This window comes from Streptomyces sp. NPDC002520, assembly GCF_053595235.1.
Genome location: NZ_JBSFXG010000007.1, coordinates 212316 through 232708, shown reverse-complemented (window position 1 = coordinate 232708; position 20393 = coordinate 212316). Strand labels below are relative to the sequence as shown.

Annotated in this window: 16 protein-coding genes; 5 read left to right on the top strand and 11 right to left on the bottom strand. The window is 71.2% G+C overall.

The window, feature by feature from the left end:
• Window positions 1-99: 99 nt before the first annotated feature.
• Window positions 100-1218, top strand: a complete 1119-nt coding sequence (locus tag ACWD5D_RS13555; protein ID WP_451372824.1) for a hypothetical protein — start codon at window positions 100-102, stop codon at window positions 1216-1218.
• A gap of 547 nt (window positions 1219-1765) precedes the next feature.
• On the opposite strand, the gene ggt is transcribed toward ACWD5D_RS13555, so the two are convergent.
• Both ggt and ACWD5D_RS13545 read right to left on the bottom strand, forming a co-directional pair.
• Complete coding sequence (gene ggt / locus ACWD5D_RS13550) at window positions 1766-3619, bottom strand: gamma-glutamyltransferase (RefSeq protein ID WP_451372823.1); 1854 nt, start codon at window positions 3617-3619, stop codon at window positions 1766-1768.
• 264 nt (window positions 3620-3883) lie between these two features.
• On the bottom strand, window positions 3884-4927 hold the full coding sequence (locus ACWD5D_RS13545; RefSeq protein ID WP_451372822.1) for an NAD(P)-dependent alcohol dehydrogenase: 1044 nt from the start codon (window positions 4925-4927) through the stop codon (window positions 3884-3886).
• A gap of 181 nt (window positions 4928-5108) precedes the next feature.
• On the opposite strand from ACWD5D_RS13545, the gene ACWD5D_RS13540 reads away from it, so the two are divergent.
• Window positions 5109-6017, top strand: a complete 909-nt coding sequence (locus tag ACWD5D_RS13540) for a helix-turn-helix domain-containing protein (protein ID WP_451372821.1) — start codon at window positions 5109-5111, stop codon at window positions 6015-6017.
• A gap of 19 nt (window positions 6018-6036) precedes the next feature.
• Here the strand turns inward: ACWD5D_RS13540 and ACWD5D_RS13535 are convergent, their stop codons facing one another.
• The 5 genes from ACWD5D_RS13535 to ACWD5D_RS13515 form a co-directional block, all read right to left on the bottom strand.
• Window positions 6037-6549, bottom strand: coding sequence for a hypothetical protein (locus ACWD5D_RS13535; RefSeq protein ID WP_451372820.1), 513 nt, complete (start codon window positions 6547-6549; stop codon window positions 6037-6039).
• 121 nt (window positions 6550-6670) lie between these two features.
• Window positions 6671-9916, bottom strand: coding sequence for a S8 family peptidase (locus tag ACWD5D_RS13530; protein ID WP_451372819.1), 3246 nt, complete (start codon window positions 9914-9916; stop codon window positions 6671-6673).
• Window positions 9917-10217: 301 nt separating this feature from the next.
• Entirely contained in the window at window positions 10218-10901 is a 684-nt protein-coding gene (locus ACWD5D_RS13525) for an ABC transporter ATP-binding protein (RefSeq protein WP_451372818.1), read from the bottom strand.
• A gap of 173 nt (window positions 10902-11074) precedes the next feature.
• Complete coding sequence (locus ACWD5D_RS13520) at window positions 11075-12322, bottom strand: L,D-transpeptidase (protein ID WP_451372817.1); 1248 nt, start codon at window positions 12320-12322, stop codon at window positions 11075-11077.
• A 219-nt stretch (window positions 12323-12541) separates the two neighbouring features.
• On the bottom strand, window positions 12542-12898 hold the full coding sequence (locus ACWD5D_RS13515) for a hypothetical protein (protein WP_451372816.1): 357 nt from the start codon (window positions 12896-12898) through the stop codon (window positions 12542-12544).
• Between the two features lie 110 nt (window positions 12899-13008).
• Here ACWD5D_RS13515 and ACWD5D_RS13510 point away from each other — a divergent pair, with 110 nt between their 5' ends.
• Together ACWD5D_RS13510 and ACWD5D_RS13505 are read left to right on the top strand one after the other, a co-directional pair.
• Complete coding sequence (locus ACWD5D_RS13510; RefSeq protein WP_451372815.1) at window positions 13009-13359, top strand: hypothetical protein; 351 nt, start codon at window positions 13009-13011, stop codon at window positions 13357-13359.
• A gap of 42 nt (window positions 13360-13401) precedes the next feature.
• Window positions 13402-14205: a hypothetical protein gene (locus tag ACWD5D_RS13505; RefSeq protein ID WP_451372814.1), complete on the top strand. Its 804-nt coding sequence runs from the start codon at window positions 13402-13404 to the stop codon at window positions 14203-14205.
• Between the two features lie 85 nt (window positions 14206-14290).
• On the opposite strand, the gene hutH is transcribed toward ACWD5D_RS13505, so the two are convergent.
• From hutH to ACWD5D_RS13490, 3 genes are all read right to left on the bottom strand, one after another.
• Window positions 14291-15829: a histidine ammonia-lyase gene (gene hutH, locus ACWD5D_RS13500; RefSeq protein WP_451372870.1), complete on the bottom strand. Its 1539-nt coding sequence runs from the start codon at window positions 15827-15829 to the stop codon at window positions 14291-14293.
• A gap of 154 nt (window positions 15830-15983) precedes the next feature.
• On the bottom strand, window positions 15984-17126 hold the full coding sequence (locus tag ACWD5D_RS13495) for a diguanylate cyclase domain-containing protein (RefSeq protein ID WP_451372813.1): 1143 nt from the start codon (window positions 17124-17126) through the stop codon (window positions 15984-15986).
• 99 nt (window positions 17127-17225) lie between these two features.
• The gene (locus tag ACWD5D_RS13490; protein ID WP_451372812.1) at window positions 17226-18020 is read right to left on the bottom strand and encodes an enoyl-CoA hydratase/isomerase family protein; all 795 of its coding nucleotides are present in this window, start codon (window positions 18018-18020) and stop codon (window positions 17226-17228) included.
• Between the two features lie 211 nt (window positions 18021-18231).
• Here ACWD5D_RS13490 and ACWD5D_RS13485 point away from each other — a divergent pair, with 211 nt between their 5' ends.
• A complete protein-coding gene (locus ACWD5D_RS13485) occupies window positions 18232-19110 on the top strand; it encodes a hypothetical protein (RefSeq protein WP_451372811.1) in 879 nt (292 codons plus the stop codon).
• 30 nt (window positions 19111-19140) lie between these two features.
• On the opposite strand, the gene ACWD5D_RS13480 is transcribed toward ACWD5D_RS13485, so the two are convergent.
• Complete coding sequence (locus ACWD5D_RS13480; RefSeq protein ID WP_451372810.1) at window positions 19141-20265, bottom strand: adenylate/guanylate cyclase domain-containing protein; 1125 nt, start codon at window positions 20263-20265, stop codon at window positions 19141-19143.
• Between the last annotated feature and the right edge of the window lie 128 nt (window positions 20266-20393).

Here is a 20393-nt window from a genome sequence, read left to right as displayed (position 1 = left end):
TGCGGGAGTGCGCCGCCGGGCCGTCGGGCGCCGGAGTTTTCCACAGGCCAGGTGGAGGGGGGTTGGCCAATTGTCGGCGCCGTCTGGTTCGCTTGTGCCATGGCGATTCTCTGGCTGCTCATGGCCCTGCTGATGCTGAGCTTCGTGCTGCTGCCGCTGCTGCGGCGCAGGCGCGGGGCGATCGGGCAGGTCCCCCCGGGCCACCCCGACGCCGCCGACCCGGCGGCCTACGGCTTCCTGCGCCAGGAGGAGCTGGACGTGCGGATGCCCGGCCCCGACCAGGACCTGCTGGACGTCCTTGACGTGGTGCAGCGCACCCAGGACTACCGCGCGGCCGCCCAGCTGCTGGCCGGCACCGAGACCGAGGGCGAGCGGCGCTGGCAGCGTGTGCAGGCGTGCGCCGGTGCGGCGGCGCTGGAGCTGGGCGAGCGGCCGGGCGGGATACACGAGACGCCGGGCGGACAGTGGCTGCGGGTGTGGCGGGCCGAGCAGCCCGAGGACGCGGGCGGCGCGGCGGTGTACGCCGAGTTCCTGGTGCAGCAGGGGTGGCGGACCTCGCGGCCGGGCACGGAGGACTTCCGGATCATCATGGACGAGGCCAGGTCGGCCTGCGCGGAGGCGGCGCGGCTCGCGCCCGCCGACCCGGTGCCGTACATCGTGGAGCTGTCCGTCGCGCGCGGTCTCGCCTATCCGCAGCCCGAGTTCGAGAAGCTGTGGCTGAACATCCTGGACCGCGATCCCCACCACATGGGCGCGCACCTGGCCGCGCTGCACTACTGGTGCGAGAAGTGGCACGGCTCGCGCGAGCAGGCGTACGCCTTCGCCGAGGCGGCGGCGACCCGCGCCCCCGAGGGCTCGCTGCTGGCCGCGCTGCCCCTCTTCGCGGTCTTCGAGCACCTGCCCGAGGTGAATCTGGTCGCGAGCTTCTACCAGAGCGAGGTCGTCACCAAGGCGATCCACGGCGCGCTGCACGCCGTGCACACGGCCCTCCCCGCGGATCCGATGCTCGCGCACGTCCGCCACCTGCTGGTCTTCTTCCTGGTGCGGGCCGAGCGCTGGGCCGAGGCCATGGACCAGCTGATACACGTCGACGGTCATGTCGGCGCGCTGCCGTGGACGCTGTCCGGCGACCCGGCCGCCGAGTTCGCCCTCTACCGCGCGGTGGCGGTGGCGGGCTACGAGGCCAACGGCGGCAGCCCCGCGACCCTGCCCGGCTGAGCGGCCCGAGGAGGCGCCCGGGGCGGCGGACCCCGCCTTCCGTGAGTCTGTACGGCCTAGGCTCGACAACTCGCTGCGCACGATGGTGCTGTCCGAACACAGCAACCGTTCACTGCTGCGCCGGGTGTTCTCCTGGTCTCAGCCGGCCACCGTCCGCGTGCCCGACCGGACCGCCACGAACACCACCGAGGACAGCCCCCGAGCCGCGCTCGACGCGGCCATCGACGCCGCAGTCGCCGACCATCCCGACAGCGCCCCACTGCGCGCGATGTGCCCCCGGCGGCGACGGCGCAGCCCGCGTAACAGGTGGACGGCGACGGCTGCGGCTACGGCTACGGCCCGCCGGAATTCGGAGGATGTCGACCTTCGCCACGCCGACCGGGCAGGACACGCCGGTCCACTTTCCCGACGGCACACCTCTCTCAGGTGTGCCGTCGGGCACTTCTGTCCGCTGGACTTCGGCGCGACCTGGGCCTGCCTCATCGCGACGGCAGGCCCGTCCTCCCGCCGGAGGGGGTGAAGGTAACGCCACTTGCACGGCCGTGCGTCAGCGGGTCTGGTCGACCACCATCGCTGAGCCTCCTCCGCGCCGCTTGGGCTCGGCCACCGCCGTGACCTTCCCGTCGGGGCCGAACTCCAGGGCGGCGGCCGCACCGATCTCGGGTGCCGGCGTGAACGCGGGCGGGGCCAGGACGAAGCGCTCGCCGAGAGCCTCGAGTGCAGGGCGCTCGGGCGAGTCGAGGAAGGCCGGTTCGGCATCGGTCGTCGTGCGGTTGCGCTGCGAGATACGCGGCTCGGCGACGGCCTCCGGCAGCGACATCCCCAGGTCCAGGCGGTTGACGAGGGTCTGCAGCACGGTGGTGATGATGGTGGCGCCGCCCGGGGAGCCCACCGCGATCATCGGGCGGCCTTCGCTCGTGACGATCGTCGGCGACATGCTGCTGCGGGGGCGCTTGCCCGGGCCCGGCAGGTTCGGGTCGGGCACGCCGGCCTGCAGCGGGGTGAAGTCGTAGTCCGTGAGCTCGTTGTTGAGCAGGAAGCCACGGCCGGGGACGGTGATGGCCGAGCCGCCGGTCTGCTCGATGGTGAGTGTGTAGGAGACGACGTTGCCCCAGCGGTCGGAGGCCACCAGGTGGGTGGTCGACGGCCCCTCGTGCGGTTCCTGGGCGCCCGTGCCCCGAGTGCAGCCCTGGCCGGGGTTGCGCGGGTCGCCCGGGGCGAGCGGACTGGTCAGAGACGAGTCGGGCTGGATCAGGCAGGCCCGGCCCTTGGCGTACTCCTTGGACAGCAGTTCCTCGGTCGGTACGTCCGAGAACGCCGGGTCGCCCACCCAGCGGTTGCGGTCCGCGAAGGCGATCCGGCTGGCCTCCAGGTAGTCGTGCAGGGCCTGCACCTTGTCGGAGGGCGACAGGTGGAAGTTCTCCAGGATGTTCAGCGCCTCGCCGACCGTGGTGCCGCCGGAGGACGACGGCGCCATGGAGTACACGTCCAGACCGTGATACGTCGTGTGCGTCGGGGCCCGCAGGATCGCCTTGTAGTCCGCGAGGTCCGAGCGTTCCATCAGCCCGGGGCGCACCGTGCGCGCGGAGCCGGCGGCCACCGGCGGGTTCTGGACCGTGCGCACGATGTCGCGTCCGATGCCGCCGCGATACAGGGCGCCCACGCCGTCACGGGCGAGTTCCCGGTAAGTGCGGGCCAGGTCAGGGTTGCGGAAGAGGGTGCCGACGACGGGCAGTCGGCCGTCGGGCAGGAACAGCTGTGCGGTCGGGGTGAAGTCGCGGAACCGTGCCTCGTTCATCTGGGTCTGGGCGCGGAACTCGTTGTTGACCACGAACCCGTCGTCCGCGATGCGGGTCGCCGGACGCAGGGCCTGCGCCAGCTTGATGGTGCCCCATTCGTCCAGCGCCTTCTGCCAGGTCGCCGGAGTGCCGGGAACGCCCACGGACAGGCCGGAGTTGACGGCCTCGTCGAACGGGATCGCCTTGCCCGTGGACGGGTCGACGAACGAGTCGGACCGCATACGGCCCGGTCCCGTCTCACGACCGTCGATGGTGCGGACCGTCTTCGTGCGGGCGTCGTAGTAGACGAAGTAGCCGCCGCCCCCGATGCCCGCCGAGTACGGCTCGACGACACCGAGCGCTGCAGCCGTGGCGACGGCCGCGTCCACGGCGTTGCCGCCGCGCCGCAGCACATCGATGCCCACCTGCGAGGCGTACGGGTTCACGCTGGAGACAGCGCCGCCGTCGCCGGTGGCTACAGCCTGTTTCGCGGGCGGCCGAAGCCCGGACGGCGTCTCACGGCTCGCCCCCGCGGGTGAGGCGGAAGCGGTATGGGAGAGGATCAGGGGAAGGGTGAGCATCACCGCGGACGCGGCAGCCACCAGGGCACGGCGGGTGGTCATCAAACCTCCGATTCGCCCCTCCTCGGAGGGGGATCGCCGACGAGGATCGGGGGGGTGCCCGTCACCCTGGCAAACGGCAGTGACCACAGCAACAAAGTCGATCAAGGTTTGCGGAAGATCTGAGGTTTCCCGGGGTCGGCCCCGGGAGGCAACCGATCGGCGTGGCGAAGGCCGAGGACTGGGCACGGGCGGTACGCCCGCGCTGCTCGCACCACTCGGGCGGGAACGACGATGGTCGTTCCCGCCCGGGTTCGCTCAGGAGTGTCAGATCGTCGCGATGTCGATCACGAAGCGGTAGCGGACGTCGCTCGCGGCGACGCGGTCGTAGGCCTCGTTGATCTCGGAGGCGCTGATCAGCTCGATCTCGGCGCCCAGGTTGTGCTCGGCGCAGAAGTCGAGCATCTCCTGGGTCTCGGCGATGCCGCCGATGCTGGAGCTGCTGATGCTGCGGCGGTGGCCGAACAGGGACTGGAGGACGATCTGCACCGGCTCCTCGGGGAGGCCGACGTTGACCATCGCGCCGTCCGTGCGCAGCAGGGACAGGTAGGCGGCGAAGTCGAGCGGGGCCGAGACGGTGTTCAGGATGATGTCGAAGGTGCCGGCCAGCTCCTCGAAGGTGTTCGGGTCGCCGGTGGCGTGGTAGTGGTCGGCGCCGAGCCGCAGGCCGTCGTCCTTCTTGCGCAGGGACTGCGACAGGACGGTCACCTCGGCGCCCATCGCGTGGGCGATCTTGACGCCCATGTGGCCGAGGCCGCCGAGACCGACGACGGCGACCTTCTTGCCGGGGCCGGCGTTCCAGTGGTTCAGCGGCGAGTACGTGGTGACACCGGCGCAGAGCAGCGGCGCGGCCACGTCCAGGGAGAGGGCGTCGGGGATGCGGACGACATAGTTCTCGTCGACGACGACCTTCTGGGAGTAGCCGCCGTAGGTGGGCTCGCCGTCCTTGCCGGTGTCGTTGTACGTCCAGGTGGGGCCGCCCTTGGTGCAGTACTGCTCCAGGCCGGCCTTGCAGTTGTCGCACACGCGGCAGGAGTCCACCATGCAGCCGACGCCCACGCGGTCACCGACGGCGAACCTGGTCACGCCGGTGCCGACCTCGGCGACGATGCCCGCGATCTCGTGGCCGGGAACCATCGGAAAGATGCCGGGGCGCCAGCCGTCCCGGGCCTGATGGATGTCGGAGTGGCAGATTCCGGTGAACTTGATGTCGATCAGGACGTCGAACTCACCGACCGCGCGCCGCTCGATCGTGGTCCGCTCCAGCGGGGCCTTGGGTGCGGGCGCGGCGTAAGCAGCAACAGTGGTCATGCCGGGTTCTCCTAGCAGCGGGTTCCGTTCCCGGTTCCCTTTGGCACCGGGTACCACCCCAGCGTGCCGCAGGTCGGTGGCCGCCGCCCAGGTCACGGCTCTTCGTACGACTGCCGTGCCTACCACTGGCGGGGTCAGGCTTCCTGTGCGTACGAACAGGCCGACGACCGATACTTGCGGTATGGACGAACAGCAGGCCGCGGCGGGCGCCGGCGCGGCCCTGGACCGGCGGGCCGAGCTGAGCGAGTTCCTGCGCAGCCGGCGGGCCCGGCTGAAGCCGGAGGACGTGGGGCTGCCCGACTTCGGCCGGCACCGCCGGGTGCCGGGGCTGCGCCGCGAGGAGCTGGCCCAGCTGGCCGGGGTGTCGGTGGCGTACTACACCCGCCTGGAGCAGGGCAACGGGCGGAACGTCTCGGCGGAGGTGCTGGGCTCGATCGCCCGTGCCCTGCGACTGTCGGACGCCGAGCACGCGCACCTCACCCACCTGGCCAAGCCGAAGACGCACAAGAAGAAGCCCGCGGCCCGGCAGCTCCAGGTGCGGGCGGCGCTGTGGCAGCTGCTGGACGCGATGGACGGGGTGCCGGCATACGTTGTCGGCCGGCGCTCGGAGATCCTCGCCTGGAACCGGATGGCGGCGGCCCTCTTCGGTGACTGGGGCGAGCTGCCGGCCGCCGAGCGCAACTGGGCGCGGATGGTGTTCCTGCACCCCGAGTACCGGGACCTGTTCGTCGACTGGGAGCAGAAGGCGATCGACATCGTCTGCGCGCTCCGCATGGACGCGGGCTGCTATCCGGACGATCCCCGGCTGTCCGCGCTGGTGGGTGAACTGTCGGTCAAGAGCGGGGAGTTCCGCCGGCTGTGGGCCACGCACGACGTCAAGGAGCGGAGCCACGGCGTCAAGCGGCTGCACCACCCGCTGGTCGGCGAACTCTCCCTCGACTACGAGGGTTTCCGCGTCTCCGACGACGCCGACCTCGCCCTGGTCACCTACCACGCCGAACCGGGCTCCCCGTCCGCCGAGGGCCTGCGGCTGCTGGCCAGCTGGGGCACGGACGCGGCGCGGGCGACGCGGAAGGCGCCGTCGGCCTGATGCGTGGCGGACCGGCCGGTCAGTCCTCGACGCCCAGGTCGGCGCGCATCAGCCGGCGCATCGTGGTCAGCAGCGGCTCGGCCTCCTTCAGGTCCAGCAGGGACCGGTCGGGGCTCTCCCCGTCCTGGGCACGGCCCCGGTCGAGCCGCTTGACGGCGGCGTCGACATCGGCGAGCACACGGTTGACGTCGCGGGAGGCCTCCAGGATCCGCTCGGGTACGACCATCTGCGCCTCCGCGTACCGGTCGCGGTAGTCGAGCCGCGCCTCCTCCAACTGCTCGCGGTCGTGGTCGGTGTACACGCCGTCGCGCATGCGGTGCAGGGCGTCCTTCAGCAGTGTGTGGAACTGCCGTGAGGCTCGGTTCATGGCGGTGTAGGCGGTCCTGCGTTCCTCGAACAGCCGCCGGTGTTCGGCCTGTTCGGCCTCCTCGGCCCGGCGCCGGTCGGCCTGCCGCTGCCTGAGCACCGGGGCGAACAGGGTGCCGAGCACGCCGACGACGGCGGTGATCATCGCGGTGATGGCAGCAGTCACGCGCCCGACCCTATGTCGCCCCCGGGTGTCCCCGGTAGGGCGTCGTGCGCTCGTACACGCACGAACGGCCCGCCGGAAGGTGTTCTTCCGGCGGGCCGTTCATCACCCGCTGTTCAGGCCCTCACTTGCCGAGGTACGCGTTGTAGATGGTGATCAGCGACGTGTTGCCCTTCTTGTCGGTGATCTTGGCGCGGAACGAGATGCCCTTGTTCTTCGCCGGGTTCTTCACGGTGATCTTGCCGCTGTGGACGGTGACCTTCTTGAAGGTCTTGCCGTCGTAGGAGACGTACACCGACAGGGACTTCAGGTTGCTGCCCGCGGCGGCACCCTCGACGGTGACCGGGAAGGTGACCGTACGGCCGGCCGTGACGCGGCTGTCGAGGCCGGTGGTGGCACGGAAGTGCAGGGCGGAGACAGGCAGCTTGGCGATGCCGGCGCCGGACGGCTTCTTGGAGCGGAACGTCCAGGTGGCGTCGATCCGCGAGGAGGCCGCCGCGACCTTCGCCGAGCGCTTGACCGAGGTGGTCAGCTTGTAGGCGGCGTCGCCGGACGGCACCTTGAACGGCTTCTCGCCGAACAGCGGGTCGTCGTTGGAGGCGACCTTGGTGCCGTTGCGGTACAGGGTCGTGGTCACCGAGGAGAACGTCGACGAACCGGCGTGCAGGGCGCCGTCGGCGAACAGCGGCAGCATGCCGTAGATCTCGTTGCCCTCGCGGAAGACACCGAAGTCGCGGTTGACGAGCGGTGCGAAGACCGCGGCGTTGACCGTCTTCGTGTACGTCTTGCCGGCGGTGAAGCTCTGCGCGCCGAGCGTGTAGTACGCGTCGGAGACCGGGAAGCCGTCCTGGTCACGGCCGCCGTCCTGCTCGAAGTCCAGCTCCCAGACCACGCCGCCCTTGGCGGACAGGTGCAGGGTGCGGGTGCCGGGCAGCTTCTGCGGGATGCCGACGGAGGAGGCGCCGGAGCTGCCGGGCAGCCAGCCGACCGCGTTGACCGTGCCGGTCTTGCCGCTCGCGGACGCGCCGAGCCGGGTCTTCACCGTGGCCAGGTCGCTCGCCTTGTAGTGCCTGGTGTAGCCGGTGGCGAGCTTCGTGACCGGGCCGCCGGCCGTGGTGTCGTACTCCTCGGTCGCGCCCTTGGTCCAGTGGCCGTCCCACTGCTGGGTCAGCGTGCCCGCGGGGAGCTCCGGGCCCAGGTGGGCGGTGCGGAAGTTGCGGTACGAGTCCAGGAACCAGCCGTAGCCGTACTCGCCGCCCGGGACCATGACGTCGTAACCGGGCGAGGCGAACACGGACTTGGCGCTCGTGGCCGGGACGGTGATGTCCACCGGCTTGGCCTTGCGCGCGTCGATCGTGATCGTCTGCTTGCCGGAGACGGTCAGCTTCGGCTGGGCGATCCAGTCGATGCCCTTGGTGGCGTCCTGCGGGTCACCGAAGACCGAGGTGTTGAGGATGTACGTGCCCTTGGGCGCGCGCACCTTCACCGTGCCCGACTTGTCGTACGGGGTCAGCCACTGGCCGTTGGCGAGGCCCGCCACGCCGGTCAGGTCGGCGTTGTAGTACGGAGCCGGCTTGCCGTCGCGGCCGATGAACTTCAGCGTGACGTCGTACGACTCCACCTCGCGCTGCACCGCGGCGGCCGTGCGGACGGTCTGGCCGTCGCCCGTCGCCGTCACGTAGGAGGAGTAGGCGCCGTCGAGGGTGCCTCCCAGCCTGGTGTCCACCGTGTAGTCGACGGAGGCGGTGCCGTGTGCCGGGACCGTCACCTCGTTCGCGCCCAGCGTGAAGAAGCCCGCCGGAGCCGGCTGGCCCTTGGGGTCGGTGGCCGTGCTGGTCAGCTGGAGCGTGACGTCCTTGTCGCCGAGGTTGCGGTACGTCAGCTTCTTGGCGGCCGGGGTGTCGTCGGTGTGCGGCCACTGCTGGGTTCCGAAGCTCACCGAGACCGGGTCGGCGATCACGGACTGGCCGATGGCCTTGTCGACCTGGATACGGCCCGAACCCTGCTGGAACGGCGTGTAGTTGCCGCCCTTGGTGGAGCCGGTCAGGGCGCCCTTCAGCTCGGCGTAGCCCCAGTCGGGGTGCTCCTGCTTGAGGATCGCGGCGGCGCCCGCGACGTGCGGGGTGGCCATCGAGGTGCCGGAGATGGTCAGGTAGCCCGGGGGCTTCTCGCCGACCTCCTGGTCGATGACGCTGCCCTTGGCCGCGGCGGCCGTGATGTCCACGCCGGGCGCGGTGACGTCCGGCTTGATGGCGCCGTCGCCGGTGCGCGGGCCGGTCGAGGAGAAGTCGGCCAGCTTGTCCTTGCCGTCGACGGCGCCGACGGTCAGCGCGGCGTCCGCGCTGCCCGGCGAACCGATCGACTGGGGGCCCTCGTTGCCCGCGGCGATCGCGAACAGCACGCCCTTCTCGGCGGAGAGCTTGTTGACCTCGGCCTCGAGCGGGTCGATCTCGGGGGTGTCGTAGCCGCCGAGGCTCAGGTTGATGACGGAGGCGCCCTGCTGGACCGCCCACTCCATGCCGGCGAGGATGCCGGAGTCGTCACCGAAGCCGGAGTCGTCCAGCACCTTGCCGTTGAGGATCTTGGCGTCGGGGGCGACGCCCTTGTACACGCCGCCCGACTTGGCGCCGGTGCCCGCCACGATGGAGGCGACGTGCGTGCCGTGTCCGAAGTGGTCCTTGGCGTCGGCCGCCGGGGTGAAGTTCTTGGACTCGGCCACCTGGTCCTTGAGGTCCGGGTGGCTGGTGTCGACGCCCGTGTCCAGGACGGCGACCTTCACGCCCTTGCCGGTGTAGCCGGCGGCCCACGCGGTCGGGGCGCCGATCTGCGGCACGGACTTGTCGAGCGAGGCCTTGCGGACGCCGTCGAGCCAGACGTGCGCGATGCCGGACGCGGTCCGGTCGCCGTTGGTGACCGCGTTCCACAGCTCGGCGGTGTCCTCGACCGGGGTCTGCACGGCGTCCGCGTTGAGCGCGTGGAGGCTGCGGCGCAGGGTGCCCGCGTCGCGGACGTCGGCCTTGGCGGTCGTCGCGGTGCCGCGGTAGCCGACGATGACCTTCAGGCCGTTCTTCTGGGCCTTGCGGGTGGCGGCCTTGTTCAGCTCGGTGACGTCGAACAGTCGCTGGTCCAGCGTGCCGGAGGCGACCAGGTGGGCCGCGTCGGCGGGGACGACCAGGGTGTGGCCGGCGACCTTGCGGACCTGGAAGGCTATGTTCTCCCGCCCCTTGGCCCGCTCGAGGCCGACGACCCGGCCCTTGGCGTCGAGCGCGACGCGGTCACCGGTGATCAGGGTGACGTGGGTCTTCGCGGTGAACGAGGAGGCAGCGGCGGTGGCGCGCTGCTCGGGCTTCGCCGACGCGGGGCTGGTCATACCCGCTGCGAGGGCGACGGCCGCTGCGGTGGCTATACCGGCCGCAGCCGCACTTTTCACTTGTCTGCGCAAGTTCTCCCCCTGGAGACGGTGTGCCGGGCGAAATCCCCATTCACCCGGCCGGGGGGAGTCTCATACATCTGTACGCCATCCCCCCGGATCACGAAGTATGCCGGGGGGTGATCACGCGGCTCAAGAGATGAGAGGAAGGTGAGAAGACGGTGGGGAAACTGTTACGCCACGGAGGGATCACCGTTACAGGATCGCGAAGTGCCGTGCGCGCGAGGGGGATTGTACGGCGTCACGCGCCCGCGTTCTCCCTTACCGTGATCTTGCCCTTGCGAATGGTCGCCAGCCGCGGGGCCTTCTTCGCGATCGCGGAGTCGTGGGTGACCATGACGAAGGTCAACCCGTGTTCCTTCCACAGGCGTTCGAGTACGTCCATGATCTCGTCGCGCATGCTCTCGTCGAGGTTGCCGGTCGGCTCGTCGGCGAGGAGGACCTTCGGTCGTTTGACGAGGGCTCGGGCGATGGCGACGCGCTGCTGCTGACCGCCCGACATCTCGCCGGGCAGGTGGGCCAGGCGTTCGCCGAGGCCCACGGACTTCAGTGCGTCCGCGGCGAGTTCGCGGCGTTCCTTCGCCTTGATGCCGAGGGGGACGAGGGCGGTCTCCACGTTCTCCTGGGCGGTGAGGGTGGGGATGAGGTTGAAGGACTGGAAGACGAAGCCGATGTTCTCGCTGCGGACCTTGGTCAGGCGGGCCTCGGAGAGCCCCGCCAGGTCCGTGCCGTCGAGGACCACTTCGCCGGAGCTGGGACGGTCCAGGCCGCCCAGCATCTGCAGGAGGGTCGACTTGCCGCCGCCGGTGGGGCCCTGGATGACGAGGCGGTCGCCGTCGCCGATCGTCAGGTCGACGCCGTCCAGGGCGTGGACCCTCTCCTTGCCCTTCGCGTAGCGCTTGGTGACGTTTCTGAGTTCGTACATGGTCGCTCCGGGGAGAGGTTCGGGGTGTTGCCGCAAGGTAAGGACGGCCCGTGATGACTCGATAAGGCGGCGATGAGGAACGGATGAGAACCCCGGAGAACGGCGATGCCGCCCACTGGGGGCGGCATCGGTCGTACGAGAAGACGGGGCAAGGGGGCGACGGGGCGGGTCGGTCAGACCGCCGAACCGGCCTTCCACTGCGCCCAGCTCATGTTCCAGCCGTTGAGGCCGTTGTCCGGGGCGACGGTCTTGTCACCGGTGTTCTGGACGACCACGACGTCACCGATGAGGGAGTTGTTGTACACCCACGCGGCCGGCGTGCTCGGGTCCTTGGCGCCCTTGGTGTCGGACAGGCCCACACAGCCGTGGCTGGTGTTGACGCTGCCGAAGATGGACTTGGCGCCCCAGTAGTTGCCGTGCAGGAACGTGCCGGAGTTGGTCAGGCGGATGGCGTGCGGCACGTCCTTGATGTCGTACTCGCCCTTGCCGTCGTCGTCGGTGAAGCCCACGGTCGCGCCGTTCATGCGCGTCTGCGTGAACTTCTGGGACATCACCATGATGCCCTGGTACGTCTTGTTCTCCGGCGAACCGGCGGAGATCGGGATGGTCTTGAGGACCTTGCCGTCCTGCGTGACCTTCATCTGCTTGGTCTTCGCGTCGACGTAGGAGACCTGGTTGCGGCCGATGTGGAAGGTGACCGTCTTCTGCTGGACGCCGTAGACGCCGCTCGCGCCCTCGACGCCGTCGAGCGCCAGCTTCAGGGTGACGGTGGAGTTCTCGGTCCAGTACGACTCCGGGCGGAAGTCGATGCGGTTGGCGTTGAACCAGTGACCGACGACCGTCTGGCCGCTGCTGGAGCTGACCGTGATGCCCCGCTGGACGGCGGCCTTGTCGGTGATGGCCTTGTCGAAGTTGATCGAGACGGGCATGCCCACGCCGACGGTGGAACCGTCCTCCGGCGTGAAGTTGCCTATGAAGCTGTTGGCCGGGGAGACGGTGGTGAAGGAGGCGTTCTCGTTGGCTATGCGGCCCTGGGAGTCCTTGGCCTCGGCGGCGACCTTGTAGGTGGTGGAGCGCTCCAGCTGGCCGGTGGGCTTCCAGGTGGTCTTGTCGGCGGACAGCGCACCCGCGACGGCCTGGCCGTCGGCCGTCATCATGCTCACGTCAGTGAGAGTGCCCTTGGCGACCTTGACGGCGGCCGAGTTGTTGATGGAGGCGTTGTCCGTGCCGTCCTTGGGCGTGATCGTGATCTGGGCCTCGGACGACTTCTTGGCCGCGGCCTCGTCGGCCTTGGCCTGCGTGGTGTCGCCGTTGTCGGCGCCCTTGGCGTCACCGCCGCTGGAGCAGCCGGTCAGCACCAGCACACCGCCGAGCAGTACGGACGCGACCGTGAGGCCCTTGCGCCGCTTACTGTCCGTCATCACACCTTCTCCATCGTTGCCGAAATGATGAAAACCCCGATAGTCCCCGTCGAGAACCTTCAACGCTACGGGTGCTCCTTCCCGTTCCACAGACCGTGAACATGTGGGCAACACCACGTCCGCGCGCGGCGGGTGGTGCGGAAGCAGTCCGAGCGTTCCCTGAGACGACGAAACCCCGGACGGCGGTTGCCGTCCGGGGTCATGGATTCCCCGCGACGTTCAGCCGATGCCGTGCTCTTCGTCTTCTTCGTCCTCGTCGACGCCCCCATCATCCTCGTCGAGGTCCCAGTCGGGAGAGTCCGGGTCGTAGTCGATGTGCTCGCTCGACCAGGAGGCCTGCTGGAGCTCCACTCCGGGCACTTCACTCACCAGGTCGAACGGGTCCACGAGATAGGCCAGCGCCTCGGCGGTGTCTTCCGTCACAGCCGCTTCGGCATGGGCGTGCTCGGCCTCCGGCAGCTCCGGGTCGGAGGCGATCCGGAGCAGCGCGGCCTTGGTCAGCCGGTCCGCGTCCTCCACCTCGACGACGAGTTCCACGCGAAGCCGCACAAACCGTGATGTCTCTTCTGCGTTCATGCCAGGAGCGTAGAGCCGAAACCGCCCGTGACTTTCCCGTGACCCGCCACTTTCACTAACATCGCTCCACACGGCCAATTCGCCAGCGCCACAAGGGGGATCGATATTCCGTGTCAGCCGCTCGCCGCCCGCTTCTGACCGCCACCGCCGCCGGCACCCTGCTGTGCGCCCTGTGGTTCGTCCCGTCCGCCAACGCGTCCCAGGACGGCTCGTCGAGAGCGGCGGAGCAGGAGGTCACGACGACCTCGACGACACAGGTCACCCAGCAGGCCAGAGCGGTGTCCGCGTCGACCGCCCGCACCGTGGGCGACACCGCGGAGGCCGCCGGCCTCGCGGACGCCGAACTCGCCGACACCGGCAGCTTCGACACCACCCCGTACGTGATCGGCGGCAGCCTGTTCCTCGCGGTGGGTGCCGGATTCGTGGTGTATTCGGTACGCCGGGAACGCCTCGGCTTTTAATATCACTTGACTGTTCTTTGGCGAAGATCGCATAGTCCGCCCATGAAGAGATCATCGGGCGTGCGGCTGTGCGCAACTGCCGCAGTGAGCGCGTTGTCGCTCGCCCTCATCACGGGCTGTTCCGACAACGGGTCCGAGGACTCCGGGAACGGCAAGGGCGGCAAGGGCGGCAAGGAGACCCAGCAGGCCGCCAGGACGCTGAGCACCGCCGAGCTGACGAAGCTGATCATCGCCAAGGGCGAGGTGCCCGGCTTCGAGGTCGGCCCGGTCGAGGGCGGCATACCCGCCGACGACGCGGTCACCGCGGACGACGACGCGTGCGACCCGCTGCTGGACGTCCTGACCGGGATCTCGCCCGGCACCCCGGCGGCCCACACCAGCAGTGAGGCCACGGAGGACAAGAAGGACCCCACGGACGACGCGACGTCCATGGAGGACATGGCTGACGGCAAGTTCGAGGACGCCCTCAAGAAGTCCATGGACCTGGACGTCACCGTGGTCACCCTGGCCTCGTACGACGGCGACGGCGCCGAGAAGGCCGTGCGGGAGGTCTCCGCCGCGGTGAAGGCCTGCGCGGACGGCTTCACCGGCGTGCAGGACGGCGAGAAGGGCAAGTTCACCAAGGTCGCCGAGGAGAAGTCCTCGGGCCTGGGCGACGAGTCGTTCGCCTTCACGGCGACCAACGACGCGGGCAAGGACGGCACCCTGCCGCTGCACGCCGAGGTCGTGCGGCACGGGAACACCCTCGCCTTGTACACCACCGTGAACATCGGCGCGATGATGAACAAGATGACCTACACGGTGTCCGCGCCGGTCATCAAGGCCCAGGACGCCAAGCTGAAGTGACGCGCGAGAAGTGACGCGAGGGGGCCCTGTCCGGCGACAGGGCCCCCTTTCCGCGTTCTACGGGCCGCTTCCCGCGGCCCTCGGGTCACCGCAGCGGTCCGGTGACCTTCTCCGCGGCGGCGACGAGGTGGCCCCCGCGCACGAAGGCGTCGGCGGCGGCCAGGTCGGGCGCCAGGAACCGGTCCGGACCCGCGCCCTGTACGCCGGCGGCGCGCAGGGCCTCGATCACGGCCTGCGAGGCGGGCGCCGGGGCCAGGCCCTCGCGCAGCTCGATGCCGCGGGTGGCCGCGTACAGCTCGACCGCGACGATCCGGGTCAGGTTGTCGACGGCGGTGCGCAGCTTGCGCGCGGCCGACCAGCCCATGGACACGTGGTCCTCCTGCATCGCGGAGGACGGGATGGAGTCGGCGGAGGCCGGCACGGCGAGCCGCTTCATCTCGCTGACCAGGGCGGCCTGCGTGTACTGGGCGATCATCAGGCCGGAGTCGACACCGGCGTCGTCCGCGAGGAACGGCGGCAGGCCGTGGCTGCGGTTCTTGTCCAGCAGCCGGTCGGTGCGGCGCTCGGCGATGGAGCCGAGGTCGGCGGCGGCGATGGCGAGGAAGTCCAGCACGTAGGCGACCGGGGCGCCGTGGAAGTTGCCGTTGGACTCCACCCTGCCGTCGGGCAGCACCACGGGGTTGTCGACGGCGGAGGCGAGCTCGCGCTCGGCGACGGTGCGGGCGTGCGCGAGGGTGTCGCGGCCCGCGCCGGCGACCTGCGGGGCGCAGCGCACCGAGTAGGCGTCCTGGACGCGGGGCGCGTCGTCCTGGTGGTGCCCGGTGAGCTGGGAACCCTCCAGCACGGCGAGCATGTTGGCGGCGGAGGCGCCCTGGCCCGGGTGCGGGCGGATGGCGTGCAGCTCGGGGGCGAGGACCTTGTCCGTGCCGAGCAGCGCCTCCAGGCTGAGGGCGGCGGTGACGTCGGCGGACTTGTAGAGGGTCTCGAGGTCGGCCAGCGCCATGACCAGCATGCCGAGCATGCCGTCGGTGCCGTTGAGGAGGGCGAGGCCCTCCTTCTCGCGCAGCTCGACCGGCTGGATGCCGTGCTCGGCGAGCAGCTCGCCGGAGGGCCGTACCACGCCGTCGGGGCCCTCCGCGTCGCCCTCGCCCATGAGGGTCAGGGCGCAGTGCGAGAGCGGGGCGAGGTCGCCGGAGCAGCCGAGGGAGCCGTACTCGTGCACGACCGGGGTGATCCCGGCGTTCAGCACGTCCGCCATGGTCTGCGCGACCTCGGGCCGGACACCGGTGTGCCCGGAGCAGACGGTCTTCAGCCGGAGGAACATCAGGGCGCGGACGACTTCCCGCTCCACCCGCGGGCCCATGCCGGCGGCGTGCGAGCGGACGATGTTGCGCTGCAGCTGGGCGCGCAGTTCATGGCTGATGTGCCGGGTCGCCAGGGCTCCGAAACCGGTGGAGACGCCGTAGACCGGTTCCGGCTTCGCCGCCAGCGCGTCCACGATCCCGCGGGCCGCCGTGAGGGCCGCGACCGCCTCCGCCGACAGCTCGACCCGGGCGCCGCCGCGCGCAACGGCGAGAACGTCGGACGCCGTGACACCGGTCGTCCCCACCACCACAGTGTGCATATCCATATTCAGGAGCGTACGTACTGAATGCACAGATGTCACTAGTGCGGAGCGGTAGTGGCCCTTACCCGATCCGTGCTTCGGGCCACGGCCCGTTCCGCGTCTCGCGGCACGGCTGTTGGGCGTCAGGACAGGCTTCCGGTCACGTCCGCGCTCACGGGCGGCGACCGCGGAAGGTGCGGCGCTCGGGGCGTGCGGGCGTGGGCTCGTCGGCCAGTCGTACGACCGGATCGTCCGGGCCCTCCCGGCCGGCCACCACGGGGCGCTCGCCGCGCAGCGCCTTGGCCCGGTACTGCGCGGCGTCGGCCAGCCGGAACAGCCGCCGGGCGTCGTGCACAGGCCCGATCGGCTCCTCGGTCGACGCGACCCCGCACGCCACCCCCTCCCCCAGCTCCAACTCCCCTGCCCTGCGGCACAGTTCATCCGCCGCCTTGATCACCTCGCCGGCCGGCGACCCCACCGCGAGCAGGCAGAACTCGTCCCCGCCGAGCCGCGCGACGAGCGCGCCCGGCACCATCGCCCCGCACAGCGACAGCACGGACCCGAACCGCTCCAGCAGTCGGTCGCCGACGGCGTGCCCGTGCGTGTCGTTGACCCGCTTGAGCCCGTTCAGATCGCAGACCACGAGGCTGACGACCACACCCTCCGCGCGATGCCGCTCCACTGCCTCCTCCAGGCGTACGTCCACGGCACGGCGGTTGGCGAGGCCGGTGAGGGAGTCGGTGAAGGCGAGCCGGCGGACCTCCTCCAGCCGCTCGGTCTGCGCGAGGCCCGCCGCGACGACGGCGGCCAGGACGGTGGCGAAGTCGGCGTCGGCCCCGTCGAACGCGGACGCTCCGGTCGCGCGGGCCACGTACAACTCGCCCCAGGCACGGCCGTGCAGCACGACAGGGGCGACGACGCAGCAGCCCCGGCCCCTGCGGCGCAGGGCGGCGACGCGCTGATGGAAGTACCCGGGGGTACCGGCCGCCGTGCCCTCGGCGGTCTCCACCCACGCGTTCGCTCCGCGTCCGCCGACCCAGCGTTCGTGCAGGAACTCGGTGATCTCCGGAAACTGGTGCACCGGATAAGCCTCGACCTCGGGAAACTCCTCCTCGTCCAGGCGTCGCTGCCCCACGTTCACGAGGACCCGCAGCCGGCCCAGCTCCCGCTCCCACACCGACAGCGCGGCGAAGCTCCCGTCCAGCGCGCGGCACGCGCCGAGTGCGGCGGCGCGCCACGACTCCCGCGGAGTGTGTGCCGCAGCCATCCCCTGAGCCAGCGCCACCACGGCGGCGAGCCGGTTGTCGTCACCCATCACCCCAGGTTAGGGAGAAAAGGGGGGATTCGGGACATTGGCGAGGCGATCAGACACAGGCCGAGGGAGCCGAGGGGCCGCTCGTCGGGGCGGTCCGGGTCACTCGCCCGGCCACTGGGGCTTGCGCTTTTCGTTGAAGGCGGCGACGCCTTCCGCGCGGTCGCCGGAGAAGGCCGTGGCCCGCCAGGCCGCGTCCTCGACGTCCAGCCCGGCACGGAGGTCCAGGCCCTGCCCCAGGCGCAGGGCCCGCTTGGCCGAGCGCAGGCCGACCGGCGAGTTGGCGGCGATGCGTGCCGCCAGCGCCAGCGCCTCCTCGCGGTCGCGGCCCTCCTCGACCAACTGGTCCACCAGACCCAGCCCGGCGGCCTCGGCGGCCTCCACCCGCCGCGCCGAGAAGATCAGCTCGGCCGCCCGTGCCGCGCCGACCCGCCGCGGCAGCAACTGCGTACCGCCCCCGCCCGGAATCACGCCCACGGACACCTCGGGCAGCCCCACCACGGCCGTACGGTCGGCGACGATCAGGTCGCAGGACAGCGCCAGCTCGAACCCGCCGCCCAGCGCGAATCCGTGTACCGCCGCGATCGCCGGCATCGGCAGCTCCAGCACCCCGGTGTACGCCCCACGTGTCACCGGCCGCTGCCGCACCAGGTCCGCGTCGCTGAACGAGTTCCGCTCCTTCAGGTCCGCCCCGACACAGAACGCCCGCTCGTGCGACGACGTCAGGACGACCACCCGCGCGTCCCGGTCGGCCGCGAGCGCCGCGCACGCCCCCGCGATGGAGCGGGCCATGTCCGTCGAGACGGCGTTCATGGCCTTGGGCCGGTCCAGCACCAGCTCCGCCACATGCCCGTGCCGTCGCACCAGCACGAACTCCCCGAACCGCTCCTCGCCCATGACATCCTCCGGTTAACGCGGGTTAACTCAACTCCGTCCGATCATCGCAGCCGCACCCCACCCCGGGAAAGAGCCACCCCGCCCGCCGTCCTACGCCCGTTCGAGTGACAACCCGGCCGACTCCCCCCACACCGCCCACAGGAGCGCATAGCGTGCGCACCGCCACGACGCGCCCCCGGCGTACGGCGGGCGCCCGGCGGGGAGGGGACCCATGACACCGCAGACGACGAAGACGACGGGGAGCTCGAAGACGCCGATACGTGCGCCGCTCCCGGACCCGGCCCCCTCCTCGGGCCAGTCGCCGAAACGCGCCGACACGGACCGGACAGCCGCACCGGCCGAAACGGACAAGACTCCGGGCCCTGCCGAACCGGAGCCGGCGCGGGGCTCCCGCCCCGGCCCCGCCAAGCCCCTCAGCCTCACCAAGCTCCTCGAGGTCGCCGAGCCCGTCGGGCTTCCCAAGCCTCCCGCATCCATACCGTCCGCTCGGCCCGCCCGGCCCGTAGGGGCGCCGGTGCCGGCGGACCCCGGCGGGTTCTTCGCCCGGCGAGGGCGGCATCGCAAGCCGCGCCCCCGCAAGGTACTCCTCGCCGCCGGCGGGCTGGCGCTGGCCGCCGGGGTGCTGAGCCTCGTACGGGTGGCGCCGGAATCGGGCCTCGGGAGGCCCGGGGCGGCGGAGGCCGAGCCCGGGCACGAGCCCCGCGCCGGCGGCGGCGCCGATCACTCGGAGCGCACGTCCGCCACGACCACCGCCACCACTACGGCCCTGCCCTCGGCCGGCTCCGTCATGGGCGGCGTGAGCGCCGCGCCGACGGGTTCAGCGCCTGCCGGACGGAGGCCGTCCGCCACTCCCACGGCGCTCCCCTCGGGAACGGCCGTACCGACCACCGTCCCGGCAGGTGACCCGCAGCCGTCGGACGTCCCGCCGAGCACCGCGCCCACGCCCCCTCCGGCGACGACACCCGCACCCACCACACCCGCCCCGTCACCGAGCCACGGCACGAGCACGCCGACGCCGGGCGATCTGTGCGTACCGGTGATCGGCCTGTGCGTGGGCCTCGCGGACGGGCCGGAGAAGCCGGAGAGGTAGGAGAAGAGCCGTAGGAGAGCGGAAGCGGCGTCAGGGCCGGCCGTCGCGGCGGACGAGTTGCCACGGTTCGACCACGCCGAGTCCGCGGACCGGGCGCTGCCACATCGGCTGGAGGCCGTAGCGGTACTTCGGCGGCTCCTCGCCCTCCTTCTCGGCTGCGGCCGCCGCCTCGGCCGCCTCCGCCTCCGAGGCGGGAGCCTCACCGGTGCGGATCAGCTCCTCCGCGAACGCGCTGTCCACCAGCACGCCGTCGCGCGGGGCTATCGAGGTCAGCCGGGAGGCGAGGTTCACCGTCGTACCGAAGACATCGCCCATGCGGGTCGTCACCGTGCCGAACGCCATGCCGACGCGCAGCTCGGGCATCGTCTCGTCGTTGCTCATCGTCTCGACGAGGCGCAGGGCGATGTCCGCGGCCGTGCCGGCGTCGTCGGCGGCGTACAGGACCTCGTCGCCGAGGGTCTTGATGAGCCGGCCGCCGCGGGCTGCGACCAGGTCGGCGGCGGTCGTCTCGAACGCCTCGACCAGCTCGCCCAGCTCCTCCTCCTCCATCCGGCGGGTCAGCCGGGTGAAGCCGACGAGGTCGGCGAAGCCGACGGCCAGGCGCCGGTCGACCATCTCCTCGTCGTCGCCGGTCTGCACGACGCGGCCGGCCGAGGCGGCGAGCTGGCGCCGCCAGACGTAGACGAGGAACTCCTCCAGCTCGGGCAGGAGCAGCTCGACGATCGGGTACGTCACCTCGGTCCGGGTCATGCCCGGCTCGGGCGGCTCGGTCAGGCCCTCCAGGAAGGAGTCGAACTGCCACTCCGCCAGACGGGCCGTGGTCTGGCCGGTGGACCGGGCCACCTGCACCGCCATGGCCTCGCTGAGCAGCCCCGCCTCGACGAGACCGGCGAGGCGGCGCAGGGCCAGGACGTCGGCCTCGGTGAGGGCCTTGGCCTGGCCGATGTCGGCGAAGCCCATGGCCCGCCAGAAGCGTGACGCCAGTTCCATGGAGACGCCGGCGCTGCGGGCCGCCTGGAACGGGGTGTAGCGGCGCTCGGCGCCCAGGATGAGCTGTTCCAGGCGCAGGGCGAGCGGGTCCTCGCCGGGAACCGCGGCGTCGGGTTCCACCCGGTCGTCCGCGCCCGCGCCGGAGCCCGTGTCGTCGACGGTCACGCCTGCTGCCCTTCCGATCTGCCGCGGTCACGTATCGACCGGCCTCAACTCTACGGCAGGTGTGCGCCAGCTCACTCCGTTGGGTTGGGCCGACGGTGCGGTGACTCTCCGCTGGTAAGGCACCCTGT